General features: G+C 67.9%; 8 protein-coding genes. 6 read left to right on the top strand and 2 right to left on the bottom strand.

From position 1 onward, the window contains the following. Positions 1-77: 77 nt before the first annotated feature. The 6 genes from VDQ83_RS12820 (at position 78) to VDQ83_RS12795 (ending at position 11,322) form a co-directional block, all read left to right on the top strand. Entirely contained in the window at positions 78-3,041 is a 2,964-nt protein-coding gene (locus tag VDQ83_RS12820; protein ID WP_455435233.1) for a TonB-dependent receptor, read from the top strand. Positions 3,042-3,141: 100 nt separating this feature from the next. Next, positions 3,142-4,767: a glucoamylase family protein gene (locus VDQ83_RS12815; RefSeq protein ID WP_455435232.1), complete on the top strand. Its 1,626-nt coding sequence runs from the start codon at positions 3,142-3,144 to the stop codon at positions 4,765-4,767. Further along, the gene (locus tag VDQ83_RS12810) at positions 4,764-6,077 is read left to right on the top strand and encodes a sugar ABC transporter substrate-binding protein (protein ID WP_455435231.1); all 1,314 of its coding nucleotides are present in this window, start codon (positions 4,764-4,766) and stop codon (positions 6,075-6,077) included. The genes VDQ83_RS12815 and VDQ83_RS12810 overlap by 4 nt, the downstream gene beginning before the upstream one ends. Then, a complete protein-coding gene (locus VDQ83_RS12805; RefSeq protein ID WP_263109714.1) occupies positions 6,074-6,955 on the top strand; it encodes a carbohydrate ABC transporter permease in 882 nt (293 codons plus the stop codon). Before VDQ83_RS12810 ends, VDQ83_RS12805 begins: the two co-directional genes overlap by 4 nt. Then, positions 6,952-7,788 carry a carbohydrate ABC transporter permease gene (locus VDQ83_RS12800; protein ID WP_184411024.1) on the top strand — a complete coding sequence of 279 codons (837 nt, stop codon included), beginning with the start codon at positions 6,952-6,954 and terminating at the stop codon, positions 7,786-7,788. The genes VDQ83_RS12805 and VDQ83_RS12800 overlap by 4 nt, the downstream gene beginning before the upstream one ends. Positions 7,789-8,178: 390 nt before the next feature. After that, positions 8,179-11,322 (top strand): discoidin domain-containing protein, encoded by a 3,144-nt coding sequence (locus VDQ83_RS12795; protein WP_455435230.1) that lies wholly within the window; start codon positions 8,179-8,181, stop codon positions 11,320-11,322. 173 nt (positions 11,323-11,495) lie between these two features. On the opposite strand, the gene VDQ83_RS12790 is transcribed toward VDQ83_RS12795, so the two are convergent. Both VDQ83_RS12790 and edd read right to left on the bottom strand, forming a co-directional pair. Further along, positions 11,496-12,155, bottom strand: coding sequence for a bifunctional 4-hydroxy-2-oxoglutarate aldolase/2-dehydro-3-deoxy-phosphogluconate aldolase (locus VDQ83_RS12790; RefSeq protein ID WP_263398004.1), 660 nt, complete (start codon positions 12,153-12,155; stop codon positions 11,496-11,498). A gap of 96 nt (positions 12,156-12,251) precedes the next feature. Beyond that, positions 12,252-14,168 carry a phosphogluconate dehydratase gene (gene edd, locus VDQ83_RS12785; protein ID WP_263398005.1) on the bottom strand — a complete coding sequence of 639 codons (1,917 nt, stop codon included), beginning with the start codon at positions 14,166-14,168 and terminating at the stop codon, positions 12,252-12,254. Between the last annotated feature and the right edge of the window lie 44 nt (positions 14,169-14,212).

Raw genomic sequence — 14,212 nt, 5'->3', positions numbered from 1 at the left:
TAACGCTTCACTTGTTGCACTTTTCTCCCTTGTTTACGCAGTCACTACAACAACCAAGAACCACCCTGGAGGGTTTCATGAATCATCGTACTCACACGGCAGCCAAGCCGGTCCGCAAGCTGCTCAGCGCAGCGTTGGCCAGCTGCCTGCTGCTGAGCGCCGCGCCGGCGTTCGCGCAGAGCACCGCCGCCACGATCCGTGGCCAGGTCGCGAGCGACGCGGCGGCACAGGCCCAGGTCACCGCCACCAACCTGGCGACCGGCCTGTCGCGCACCGTGCAGGTCAACAACGGCAGCTACTCGGTCGGCGGCCTGCCGCCGGGCGCGTACCGCATCGACCTGACCGCCAACGGCCAGACCACCACCCAGAACGTCACCGTGCAGGTCGGCCAGACCGCCACGCTGAACCTCGGCGCCGCCGCGCCGGCCGCCACCGCCAACGGCGAAGGCGCCACCACGCTCGACGCGGTGCAGGTCACCGCGCCGCCGGTGCTGGTGGAGACCCGCACCTCCGAGAACGCCACCTACATCTCCAACGTGCAGATCGAGAAGCTGCCGCAGGCCACGCGCAACTTCCTCGAGCTGGCCGACAGCGTGCCCAGCGTGCAGTTCCAGCGCGACGCCAAGGGCAACACCTCGGTGCGCTCCGGCGCGACCTCGGCCAACGGCACCAACGTCTACATCGACGGCATCAGCCAGAAGAACTACGTGCTGACCGGCGGCGTCAGCGGCCAGGATTCCAGCCGCGGCAACCCGTTCCCGCAGTCGGCGATCGGCGAGTACAAGGTCATCACCTCCAACTACAAGGCCGAGTTCGACCAGGTCAGCAGTGCGGCGATCGTCGCCTCGACCAAGTCCGGCGGCAACGATTTCCACGGCAGCTTCTTCTGGGATACCACCAACGACGACTGGCGCGCCGAGAGCCCGCTGGAGCGCGAGGCCGGCAAGCGCGACGATTTCTCCGAAACCCAGTACGGCGCCACGTTCAGCGGCCCGATCCTGCAGGACCGCGCGCACTTCTTCGTCGCCTACGAGGCCAAGGAATACACCACGCCCAACACGGTGATCCCGGGCGGCATCTATGCCGATCGCGTCGACCAGTTGCCGGGCGAACTGCAACCGCTGGTCGCCACCTACAGCACCCCGTTCAAGGAAGACCTGTATTTCGGCAAGATCGACTGGACGATCGGCGACAACCACCTGTTCGAACTGTCCGGCAAGTACCGCAAGGAAGATGAGCTGTCGGACATCGGCGACACCACCACCTACCAGCACGGCAGCACCAACGGCCAGGAAGAGAAGCGCGCCAACCTGCGCTGGCAGTACACCGGCGCGGCGTTCCTCAACGATCTGAACCTGAGCTACGAAAGCGCCTACTGGACCCAGGATCCGCTGACCAACGGCAGCGGCTATGTGCTGTCGTACGTGCCGCAGGCCGGCAACGAGACCACCATCCTCACCGCCGGCGCCGGCAGCAGCTTCCAGAACAAGGGCCAGGAAGGCTGGACCCTGCAGGACGACCTGACCTTGAACAGCATGGACTGGCACGGCAGCCATACGGTCAAGATGGGCTTCAAGTACAAGGACATCGAGCTGGATTCGACCCAGATCAATCCGGCCAATCCGCAGTACTACTACAACATCCTGACCGATACCGACACGCCGTACCGGGTTCGCTGGGGCGACACCAACAGCGGCGGCTCGGTGGTGTCCAAGAACAAGCAGTACGGCATCTACCTGCAGGACGACTGGGAGGTCAACGAGCACCTGACGTTGAACCTGGGCGTGCGCTACGACTACGAGAAGACCCCGTCGTTCCTCGATTTCGTGACCCCGGCCGACGTGGCCGGCGCGCTGCAGAACTGGAGCAACCTCAATAACGCCAACTACGACATCTCCAACTACATCAGCACCGGCAACAACCGCAAGGCGTTCAAGGACGCCTGGCAGCCGCGCCTGGGCTTCTCCTACGACCTGGCCGGCGATCAGGCGCACGTGATCTACGGCGGCGCCGGCCGTGCCTACGACCGCAACATCTTCGACTACCTGGCGCTGGAGCAGCTCAACAACAGCTTCAAGTCGTACAGCTACTACTTCAACAGCGCCAACAATCCCTGCCTGGGCGACCCCTGCGTGGCCTGGAACGAGAGCTATGCCACCCAGGCCGGCCTGGACGGGCTGGCCACCAGCAACACCGGTGGCGGTGGTCGCGAGATCTACCTGATCGACAACAACATCAAGGTGCCGTACTCCGACCAGTTCAGCATCGGCATGCGCAACATGCTGCACTTCTGGGGCAACGACTGGTACACCGACGTGACCCTGAGCCGGATCGTGAGCAAGGACGGCTTCGTGTTCCTGCGCGGCAACCGCCGTGCCGACGGTTCGTTCTTCCTGCCCGGCACCACCTCCGGCGTGCCGACCGAGTCGCCGGACGGCTACAGCGCGATCGTGCTGGGCACCAACGGCCTGGAGACGCGCAACAACCAGCTGGCGCTGAAGCTGGACAAGCCGTACGACAAGGAATCGGGCTGGGGCCTGACCGTGGCCTACACCTTCTCCGACGCCAAGGAGAACCGCCAGTACGGCGAGCACTACGCGCTGGACCAGGAGTCGATGGCCGGCTACGGCTGGCGCGAGGCCGGCGGCATCCCCAAGAACCGCCTGGTGGTGACCGGCATCTACGACCTGCCGTACGCCATCACCCTGTCCGGCAAGCTGTCGCTGGCCAGCCAGACGCCGCGTTACGGCACCAATTGCCTGGCAGGCAACGAGCAGTGCTATATCATTCAGTACAAGCCGGATTCCACGTTGGGCTACAAGGAATTCAGCCTGGCGGCGAACAAGGAATGGGATACCGGCGCCGGCATCAAGTTCAACGTGCGTGCCGACGTCATCAACCTGTTCAACTGGACCAACTATGCGGACTACAACACCGCCACCGGCACCTTCGACGATCTGAACACGTCGTACGGCACGCCGAATGGGGTGCTGGCCTCGCCGATGCGCACGTTCAAGCTGTCCTTCGGCTTGAACTGGTAAGTCCTGCTGCCGCGGCTCCCGAACGATCGGGAGCCGCGGCGGTCGCAGAGTGGGGTATATTTTCGGGTGTGGATGTAAACGATTTCACAGGGGTGGCACGATGATGAAGCAGCGCGCTTTCGTACGCTTTTCGCTGGTCCTGACGATCGCGGTCGGCGTGTTGTTGACGTCGTGCAAGAAAACCGAGGAACCCGCGGTGAGCGAAAAGAAGCCGGTGCAGGTGATCCTGATCGAGGCCGAGCTGCCGCCCAAGCCGCTGAAGCCGGAACTGCCGCCGCTGTTCGGCGACATCGAACGGCGCACCTTCCAGTTCTTCTGGGATACCACCAACGAGACCAACGGGCTGACCCCCGACCGCTTCCCGTCGCGGCCGTTCGCCAGCATCGCCTCGGTGGGGTTCGCGCTCACCGCGTACCCGATCGGCATCGAGAACGGCTGGATCAGCCGCAACCAGGCGATCGACCGCACCCTGACCACGCTGAAATTCTTCGAGGGCGCGCCGGTCGGCCCGCAGCGCACCGGCAAGGCCGGCTACAAGGGCTTCTACTACCATTTCCTGGACATGCAGAACGGCCACCGCTACGACAGCTGGGTGGAACTGTCCAGCGTGGACACCGCGCTGCTGATGATGGGCGTGTTGTTCGCGCAGTCGTACTACGACGGCGACGACCCGCGCGAGAAGCAGATCCGCGAGATCGCCGACACCCTGTACAAGCGCGTGGACTGGACCTGGCTGCAGCAGCGCGAGCCGCTGATCTCGATGGGCTGGTTCCCCGAGAGCGGCTTCATCAGCCACGACTGGATGGGCTACAACGAGGCGATGATGCTGTACATCCTCGCCCTGGGGTCGCCGACCCACGCGGTCAGTCCGGACGCATGGACGGTGTGGACGCGTACCTACAACAACGACTGGGGCGTGTACTACGGCCAGGAATACCTGTCGTTCGGGCCGATGTTCGCGCACCAGTACAGCCATGTGTGGATCGACTTCCGCGACCTGCAGGACCAGTACATGCGCGAGCGCGGCATCGACTACTTCCTCAACAGCCGCCGCGCGGTACTGGCGCAGCGCGAGTACGCGATCGCCAACCCGATGAAGTGGAAGGACTACAGCGAGGACGTGTGGGGCCTGACCGCCAGCGACGGCCCGCAGAACACCGCGCAGGACTACCGCGGCGAGCAGCGCCAGTTCCGCCACTATTCCTCGCGCGGCGCCGGCCTGCGCGAGAACTTCGACGACGGCACGCTGGCGCCGACCGCGGCGGTGGCCTCGATCGTGTTCGCCCCGGAAGTGGTGATCCCGGCCACGGTGGAGATGCACAAGCGCTACGGCGACTACATCTATTCCAGCTACGGCTTCCTGGATTCGTTCAACCCCAGCTTCAACTACGATATTCCGCTGAAGACCGGGCGCGTGGTGCCGGACCGCGGCTGGGTGTCCAGCGACTACATCGGCATCGACCAGGGCCCGATCCTGACCATGATCGCCAACTACCGCAACGAGTTCGTCTGGAACGTGATGAAGAAGAACAAGTACGTGCGCACCGGCCTGGAACGCGCCGGCTTCAGCGGCGGCTGGCTGACCCCGGAAGGCGAGGCGCAACCGGTGCCGAAGAAGGACGAGCAGGCCGCCGCCGCGCGCGCGATCGGCATCGCCGAGTCGCGCGCCGCGTCCGCCGAGGCGCAGCAGAATCCCGCGCAGCGCCAACCGCAGAAGCCCGAATGAGCGCACTGCGGACAACCCGTCGCTGGCTGGCGCTGGGCGCGCTGATGGTGGCCGTGTGCGGCTGCGCGCGTACGCCGCAGGGCGAGGTGGTACGGTTCTGGGCGATGGGCCGCGAGGCCGAGGTGGTGGCCGAGCTGATCCCGGAATTCGAGAAGGAGAATCCCGGCATCCGCGTGGACATCCAGAACATCCCGTGGACCGCCGCGCACGAGAAGCTGCTGACCGCGTTCGCCGCCGACGGGCTGCCGGACGTGTGCCAGCTCGGCAACACCTGGATCCCCGAGTTCGCCGCGCTGGACACGCTGCAGCCGCTGCAGCCCTATGTGGACAGCTCCAAGGTGGTGGATCCGAAGGACTACTTCGCCGGCATCTGGGACACCAGCGTCATCGACGGCCAGCTGTACGGGGTGCCGTGGTACGTGGACACGCGCCTGCTGTTCTACCGCAAGGACATGCTCCGCGACGCCGGCGTGGAGACGCTGCCGCAGACCTGGGCCGAGTGGGAACAGGCCATGGCCGCGGTGAAGAAACACGTGGGGCCCAAGCGCTACGCGATCCTGATGCCGATCAACGAATTCGAGCAGCAGCTGTCGCTGGGCCTGCAGCTGGACGATCCGCTGCTGCGCGACCACAACAACTACGGCAACTTCCGCAGCCCCGGCTTCCGCAAGGCGCTGGGCTTCTACGCCAACATGTTCGAGCAGGACTGGGCGCCGAAGATGTCCGAGACCCAGATCTCCAACGTGTGGGACGAGTTCTTCAACGGCTTCTATGCGTTCTACATCTCCGGGCCGTGGAACATCCGCGAGTTCCGCAAGCTGGAACCGGCGGCGCTGAAAGGGCAGTGGGGCACGATGCCGCTGCCGGGTCCGGACGGCCCGGGCGCCGGCATCGCCGGCGGCACCAGCCTGGTGATCTTCCGCAAGTCGCAGCAGAAGGACGCGGCGTGGAAGCTGATCGAGTTCCTGTCGCGGCCGCAGACCCAGGCGCGCTTCCACGCGCTGATCGGCGACATGCCGCCGCGGCGCAGCACCTGGGAGTACCCGTCGCTGGCCAACGATCCGCTGGCGCATGCGTTCCGCGACCAGCTGGAGCGGGTCAAGCCGGCGCCGAAGGTGCTGGAATGGGAGCGCATCGTGCAGGAAATGCGGCTGGTCACCGAGCGCGTGGTGCGCGGCGGCGAAAGCCAGGAGAAGGCGGTGCAGGACCTGGACAAGCGCGTGGACGAGATCCTGGAGAAGCGGCGCTGGATCTACCAGCAGCAGCATCCGCAGGCAGCGGCGGCGCCGGCCGCGGGAGCGGCGCCATGAAGCGCGGGTCCCTGGCCGGCTGGCTGTTCGCCGGCCCGGCGCTGATCGTGATCGGCGTGTTCTTCGGCCTGCCGGTGCTGTCGGCGCTGGCGCTGAGCGTCACCGACTTCGACCTGTACGCGCTGGCCGACAGCAACCACCTGCGCTTCGTCGGCTTCGGCAACTACATCGAGCTGCTGCAGACGCAGATGTTCTGGAAGTCGCTGTGGAACACCACCTACTTCGTCATCGTCGGCGTGCCGCTGTCGATCGGCGCCTCGCTGGGCGCGGCGCTGCTGCTCAACGCGCCGGTGGCGCGGTTCAAGCCGCTGTTCCGCACCGCGCTGTTCGCGCCGGTGGTGACCACGCTGGTGGCGGTGGCGGTGATCTGGCGCTATCTGTTCCACACCAGCTACGGCTTGGTCAACTACGGCCTGAGCCACCTGGGCATCGGCCCGGTCGACTGGCTCGGCGACCCGCATTGGGCGATGCCGACGATCATGCTGTTCGCGGTGTGGAAGAACTTCGGCTACAACATGGTGATCTTCCTGGCCGGCCTGCAGGGCATCCCGCAAGACCTGTACGAAGCCGCGCGCATCGACGGCGCATCGAAGTGGCGGCAGTTCCTGCACATCACCCTGCCGATGCTGGGGCCGGTGTTGCTGGTGGTTGGGGTGATCACCGTGTCGGGCTACTTCCAGCTGTTCGCCGAACCCTACGTGATGACCCGCGGCGACCCGCTGCAGAGCACGGTCAGCGTGCTGTACTTCATGTTCGAGGAAGGCTTCAAGTGGTGGAACCTCGGCCGCGCGTCGGCGGTGGCGTTCCTGCTGTTCCTGATCATCCTGGGAGTGACGTCCGTGATGCTGCGCTTCGGCCGCAAGAAGGACCTGGTATGAGCCGCGAGATCGGCGCTTCGCGCTGGAACACGCTGCTGGTCAACGGCGGGCTGCTGGTGTTGGCGCTGGTCAGCCTGGCGCCGCTGCTGTGGATGGTGTCGGTGTCGTTCATGCCGGCCGGGCAGGCCAGCCGCTTCCCGCCGCCGATGCTGCCGACCGGCCCGACCCTGGCCAACTACGGCGAGCTGTTCTCGCGCACCGGCATGGCCCGCAACTTCGCCAACAGCCTGCTGGTGTCGTGCGCGATCACCTTCGGCTCGCTGCTGATCAACACCATGGCCGGCTACGCCTTCGCCAAGCTGCGCTTCGTCGGCAAGGAGCGGATCTTCCAGATCCTGCTGGCGGCGCTGGTGATCCCGGCGCAGGTGGCGATGCTGCCGCTGTTCCTGCTGATGAAGCAGCTGCATCTGGTCAACAACTTCGGCGGCGTGGTGGTGCCGGCGCTGGCGACGGTGTTCGGCATCTTCCTGGTGCGCCAGTACGCGCGCTCGATCCCGGACGAGCTGCTGGAGGCGGCGCGCATCGACGGCGCCGGCGAACTGCGCATCTTCTTCCAGATCGTGCTGCCGATGCTCAAGCCGGTGCTGGTGACGCTGACCATCTTCACCTTCATGGCCGCGTGGAACGACTTCATGTGGCCGCTGATCGTGCTGACCGACCAGGAGCACTACACCTTGCCGGTGGCGCTGGCGGCGCTGTCGCGCGAGCACATCATGGACGTGGAAATGATGATGGCCGGCGCAGTGGTGACGGTGATCCCGGTGCTGGCGCTGTTCCTGGCGCTGCAGCGTTACTACATCCAGGGTTTGCTGCTGGGTAGCGTGAAGGGGTGAGCGGACGCGCTTGCGAGCCACTGGCTCGCGCGTCCGCGAACGCCTGGCCAGGGATGGCCAGGCCGGACGTTCTGGTGCACGAGTGTTGCGCCATGGATGGCAGCAGTTTTGCCGATCATGGAGCGCCACTGGCGCGCGTTGCACCGAACGCCCGGCCATGGATGGCCGGGCCGGTTTGCCCGGAGCCGATTGGTTGCGCCATGGACGGCATGGGAACCGGGCAAGTGTGGGAACGCGCCTGCATGGCTTCGCGCTGAACTGCAAACCATGATGGACGTACGTGCAGGAGGGGCTTCGGCCCCGACGCCTTGCTGGTAGAGCCAGGGCCGAAGCCCCTCCTGCAAAAAACCAACGACGAGCAGGACGAGGTCTATGACGGACGGTGCGGCGATGACGAGCGGGCGGTGGCTGGTGGCGGTGCTGGGACTGGCGGCGGGGCAGGCCTTCGCCGCGGTGCCGACCGCGCCGCTGGCGCTGGACGGCTTCAACAACCTGGACAACTGGCAGATCGTCGTCTCCAACCAGGTCACCGCCTCGACCCGGCTGGTGCAGGCCGCCAGCGGCGGCCGCGCCAAGGCGATCTGCCTGGACTACGACTTCAACGGCGTCTCCGGCTACGCCGGCATCCGCCGCGCGCTGCCGGTCGAGTATCCGGACAACTACCAGCTCTCGTTCCAGCTGCGCGGCGATTCGCCGAGCAACGACCTGCAGTTCAAGCTGGTCGATGCCAGCGGCGACAACGTGTGGTGGGTCAACCGGCCGCGCTACGACTTCCCCAAGCAATGGACCACGGTCGCCTTCAAGAAGCGGCAGATCGACAAGGCCTGGGGGCCGAGCCCGGACAAGGAACTCAAGCGCAGCGCGCAGATCGAGTTCACCATCTACAACCAGGTCGGCGGCAAGGGCACGGTGTGCTTCGACCAGTTGGCGCTGACCCCGCTGCCGCCGCAGGACACCTCGCCGCTGGCGGTGAAGGTCAGCGCCGACACCGCGCCGGCGCTGGAGCAGCGCATCGCCGACGGCAAGGCGGACACGGTGTGGTACAGCGGCAACGCCAAGACCCAGACGGTGATGCTGGACCTGGGTAAGGTGCGCGAGTTCGGCGGCGCCAAGCTGCAGTGGGCGCCGGGCGTGTACGCCTCGCGCTACCGGCTGCAGGGTTCGGCCGACGGCCGCAGCTGGCGCGAACTGCGCAACGTCACCGCCGGCAACGGCGGCACCGACTGGCTGCCGATGCCCGAGACCGAGGCGCGCTACGTGCGCATCGACCTGGAGGACGGCCCCAGCTTCCGCTACGGCATCGCCGACATCGCGTTGCAGCCGCTGGCCTTCGCCGCCACCCCGAACGACTTCGTCAAGTCGGTGGCGGCCGATTCCACCCGCGGCTGGTTCCCGCGCGGCTTCAGCGGCGAGCAGCCGTACTGGACCATCGTCGGCCTGGACGGCGGCCGCGAGCAGGGCCTGGTCGGCGAGGACGGCGCGATCGAAGTGGGCAAGGGCGGCTTCAGCATCGAGCCGTTCCTGCTGCTGGACGGCAAGCGCCTGAGCTGGGCTGACGTGGAGACCGCACAGAGCCTGCAGGACGACTACCTGCCGATCCCGAGCGTGGACTGGAGCCACGACAACGCCGGCCTGCGCATCACCGCCTTCGTCCAGGGCACCCCGGAGCAGGCGCAGCTGGTGGCGCGCTACCGGCTCAGCAACCCGAGCAAGCAGCCGCACGACTACACCCTGGCGCTGGCGGTGCGGCCGTTCCAGGTGAACCCGCCCAGCCAGTTCCTCAACACCGTCGGCGGGGTCAGCCCGATCCATCTGCTGGCGTTCGACGGCGGCCAGGTGCAGGTCAACGGCGAGCCGCGGGTGTTCGCGGTACAAAAGCCCGATGCGGCCTATGCCACCGCGTTCGACGCCGGCATCGACGTGGAGCGCTTGTCTGCCGATGGCGCCGCGCTGCCGCAGCAGGCATCCGACGCCGACGGCCTGGCCTCGGGCGCGCTGCTGTACCGCGGGCGCCTGGCCCCGGGCGAAGTGCGCGAGGTGGCATTGTTGATCCCGCAGACCGGCGCGCAGGCGTTGCCGGCCGGTTTCGACCCGGCCAAGGCGCAGCAGCAGGTCGCCGCGCAATGGCGCGAGAAGCTGGACCGGGTGCAGCTGCACGTGCCGGCCGAGGGCAAGGCGCTGGCCGACACCCTGCGCACCGCGCTGGCGCACATGCTGATCTCGCGGATCGGGCCGCGCCTGCAGCCGGGCACGCGCTCGTATTCGCGCAGCTGGATCCGCGACGGCGCGATGATTTCCGAAGGCCTGCTGCGCCTGGGCCGCGCCGACGTGGCGCGCGAATACCTGGGGTGGTACGCGCCGTACCAGTTCGCCAACGGCATGGTGCCGTGCTGCGTGGACGACCGCGGCAGCGATCCGGTGCCGGAGAACGACAGCCACGGCGAACTGATCTTCGGCGTCGCCGACTACTACCGCTACAGCGGCGACCGCGCATTCCTGGAGAAGATGTGGCCGCACGTGCTGGCCGCGTACGAGTACATGGAGCAGTTGCGGCTGAGCGAGCGCACCGAGGAGAACCGCGCGCGCAACCCGGCGTTCTACGGAATGATGCCGGTGTCGATCAGCCACGAAGGCTATTCGGCCAAGCCGATGCATTCGTACTGGGACAACTTCTGGGCGTTGCGCGGCTACAAGGACGCGGTGGAGATCGCCGCCGAGCTGGGCCGGATCGACGATGCGGCGCGCTTCGCCGCCGCGCGCGACGAGTTCCGCCAGGACCTGTACGCCTCGCTGGACAGCGCCACGCAGCAGCACCACATCGATTTCCTGCCGGGTTCGGCCGAGCTGGGCGATTTCGATCCCACCTCCACGACCATCGCGCTGGCGCCGGGCGGCGAGCAGGGACGGCTGCCGCCGCAGCTGCTGGGCAACACCTTCGAGCGCTACTGGGGCGAGTTCGCCAGCCGCCGCGACGGCAAGCGCGAATGGAAGGACTACACGCCGTACGAATGGCGCAACGTCGCCGCGTTCGTGCGCCTGGGCTGGCGCGAGCGCGCCTGGGACGCGACCCAGTTCTTCTTCAAGGACCGTGCGCCGCAACCCTGGAACCAGTGGGCCGAAGTGGTCTCGCGCACGCCGCGCAAGCCGTTCTTCGTCGGCGACCTGCCGCATGCCTGGGTCGGCTCGGACTTCGTGCGCTCGGTGCTGGACATGTTCGCCTACGCGCGCGACGTCGACGACAGCCTGGTGCTGGCGGCCGGCGTGCCGGCGGCGTGGTTCGACGGCAAGGGCATCGCCATCCAGGACCTGCGCACCCCGCAGGGCGAACTGAGCTACCAACTGCGCCGGCAGAAGAATCGCCTGACCCTGGGCATCGCCGGCGGCCTGCGCGTGCCCAGCGGCGGTCTGGTGCTGCCGTGGCCGTACCCGGGCGAGCCCGGCCGCACCCAGATCAACGGCGAAGCGGCGCAGTGGGAAAACGGCGAACTGCGGATCCGTTCGTTGCCGGCGGATGTGCAGATTGAGGTGAGGTGAGGCGTCGGGACTCGGGACTCGGGACTGGGGACTCGGTGGAGCCGGGACCAGGGACCGGGGACCCGGAACGGCAAACGCGACAGCAACAGCCAAACAAAAAGCGCCGGCATGCCAGCGCTTTTCTTTTGCTTTTGATTTTCCGGGTCCCTGGTCCCCGGTCCCCGGTCCCGGCCTCACCCAGCCCTGACAGACCGCACGATCCCGGCCGCCTTCGCCGCGCTCTCCCGCACCTTGTCCCACTCGCCGTTGGCCAGCCAGTCCTTGGGTACCATCCATGAGCCGCCGATGCAGACCACGTTCGGTTGCGCCAGGTACTCGGCGGCGGTGCTTTCGCCGATGCCGCCGGTGGGGCACAGCTTCAGGTCGGCCAGCGGGCCGGCCAGGCCCTTGAGCATCGCCAGGCCGCCGACCGCCGAGGCCGGGAACAGCTTGCACACGCGGAAGCCGCGCGCCATCAGCGCCAGCAGCTCGGTCGGGGTGGCCGCGCCCGGCACCACCGGCAGCGGCGCCCGCGCCAGCGCGTCGGCCAGCGCCGGCGGCGTGCCCGGGGTGACGATGAAATCGGCGCCGGCGTCGATCGCCTGCTGCAGCTGGGTCTCGCTGAGCACGGTGCCGGCGCCGATCTTGATGTCCGGCAGCTCGCGCTTGAGCATCGCCAGCGCGTCCATCGCCACCGGCGTGCGCAGGGTCAGCTCGATCGCGGGCAGGCCGCCTTCGAGCAGGGCGGCGGACACGCGGCGCGCCTCGTCCAGGGTGTGGACGGTGACAACCGGCAGGATGCCGGCGTCGCGCAGCAGCGCTTCGGCTGTGTTCTGGTATTCGGCAATCGTCATGACAGTCTCGTGTTGGCGATGATGGCAGGGGTTCGTTGGCCGCATGCGGCCGGCGCAGGGGAGGGCAGGCGCGCGCGCGCCTGCCGGGCCGCGGGCTCAGGCGTCCTTTTCCTCGTGCGGCGCGGCGGCGGCTTCGGCGCTGCGGCCCAGGTCGTACTCGGCGTCGTAGTCCCACACGTCGCCGTCGGCGGCCGGCGGGCCGCAGGAGATCGACATCGCGCCCTGGTCGGCGGGGCCGACCACGCGGCGATTGATCGCGAACAGGTTGCGGCCGATGTCGTGCGCGGCCGGCGCGGTGTTCGGCGCCAGCGCGCGCGAGGCCCATTCGACCGCATCCACCAGCACTTCAAGCGTACCGGCCTCGCCGTCCAGGCGCACGATGTCGCCCTCGCGCACGCGGGCGATCGGGCCGCCGCGCGCCGCTTCCGGGGTCACGTGGATCGCCGCCGGGAACTTGCCCGAGGCGCCGGACAGGCGCCCGTCGGTGACCAGCGCCACGCGCCGGCCCTGGTTCTGCAGCAGGCCCAGCAGCGGCGCCAGCGAATGCAGTTCCGGCATGCCGTTGGCGCGCGGTCCCTGGTAGCGCAACACCACCACGAAGTCGTGCGGCAGCACGCCGGCGGCATGCAGCTTGTTCAGGACCTGCGGCGCGTCGATGACCACCGCCGGCGCCTCGATGGTGCGGAATTCCGGCTTCACCGCCGACAGCTTGATCAGCGAGCGGCCGATATTGCCGCGCAGCAGGCGCAGCCCGCCCTGCGCCTCAAACGGGTTGGACGCCGGGCGCACCACCGTCTCGTCGGCGCTCTTGGCCGGAGTCGGCACGTAGGCCAGCGCGCCGTTCTGCACGCACGGCTCGTCGCCGTAGGCGCGCATGCCGCCGGGCACGATGGTGGCCAGGTCGTCGTGCATCAGTCCCGCATCCATCAGTTCGCGGAACACGAAGCCGATGCCGCCGGCCGCGGCGAAATGGTTCACGTCGGCCTCGCCGTTGGGATACACCCGGGTCAGCAGCGGCACGATCTGCGACAGCTCGTCCAGGTCGTCCCAGGTCAGCACGATGCCGGCCGCGCGCGCCACCGCCACCCAGTGGATGGTGTGGTTGGTGGAGCCGCCGGTGGCCATCAGCGCGACCGCGGCGTTGACGATCGCGCGCTCGTCGATCAGCCGGCCGAGCGGGCGGAAGTCGCTGCCCAGCGCGGTGATGCGCAGCGCGCGCTCGGTCGCCTGCTGGGTCAGCGCGTCGCGCAGCGGCGTGCCGGGGTTGACGAACGAGGCGCCGGGCAACTGCACGCCCATCGCTTCCAGCAACACCTGGTTGGAGTTGGCGGTGCCGTAGAAGGTGCAGGTACCGGGCGCGTGGTAGGAGGCCGATTCGGCGGCCAGCAGTTCGTCGCGGGTGGCCTGGCCGGCGGCGTAGCGCTCGCGCACCTCGGCCTTCTGCTTGTTGGGGATGCCCGGGGTCATCGGCCCGGCCGGCACGAACACCGCCGGCAGGTGGCCGAAGGCCAGCGCGCCGATCAGCAGGCCGGGCACGATCTTGTCGCACACGCCCAGGTAGATGGTGGTGTCGAACATGTCGTGGCTGAGGCCGATCGCGGTGGCCTGGGCGATCACGTCGCGCGAAAACAGCGACAGCTCCATGCCCGGGCGGCCCTGGGTCACGCCGTCGCACATCGCCGGCACGCCGCCGGCGACCTGCGCGGTGGCGCCGAGCGCGCGCGCGGTGCTGCGGATCATCTCCGGATAGTGCTCGAACGGCTGGTGCGCCGACAGCATGTCGTTGTACGCGGTGACGATGCCCAGGTTCGGGGTGATCCCGCCTTCCAGCCGGCTCTTGTCGGTCGGGCCGCAGGCGGCGAAGCCGTGCGCCAGGTTGCCGCAGCTCAGCCGCGCGCGGAACGGACCATCGCGCAACGCGGCGTCGATGCCGGCCAGGTAGGCGCGCCGCGACGGCGCACTGCGCTCGCGGATGCGTTCGGTGATCGCATGGATTTTCGGATGCAGGCTCATTGGCTGAAGTGGCTATGAAGTGTGGGGATGTCGGGACTCGGGAC

The organism is Xanthomonas sp. WHRI 7945 (assembly GCF_035026585.1).
The sequence above is the reverse complement of the archived record's forward strand: the minus strand, read 5'-3'. Positions and strand labels throughout refer to the sequence as shown.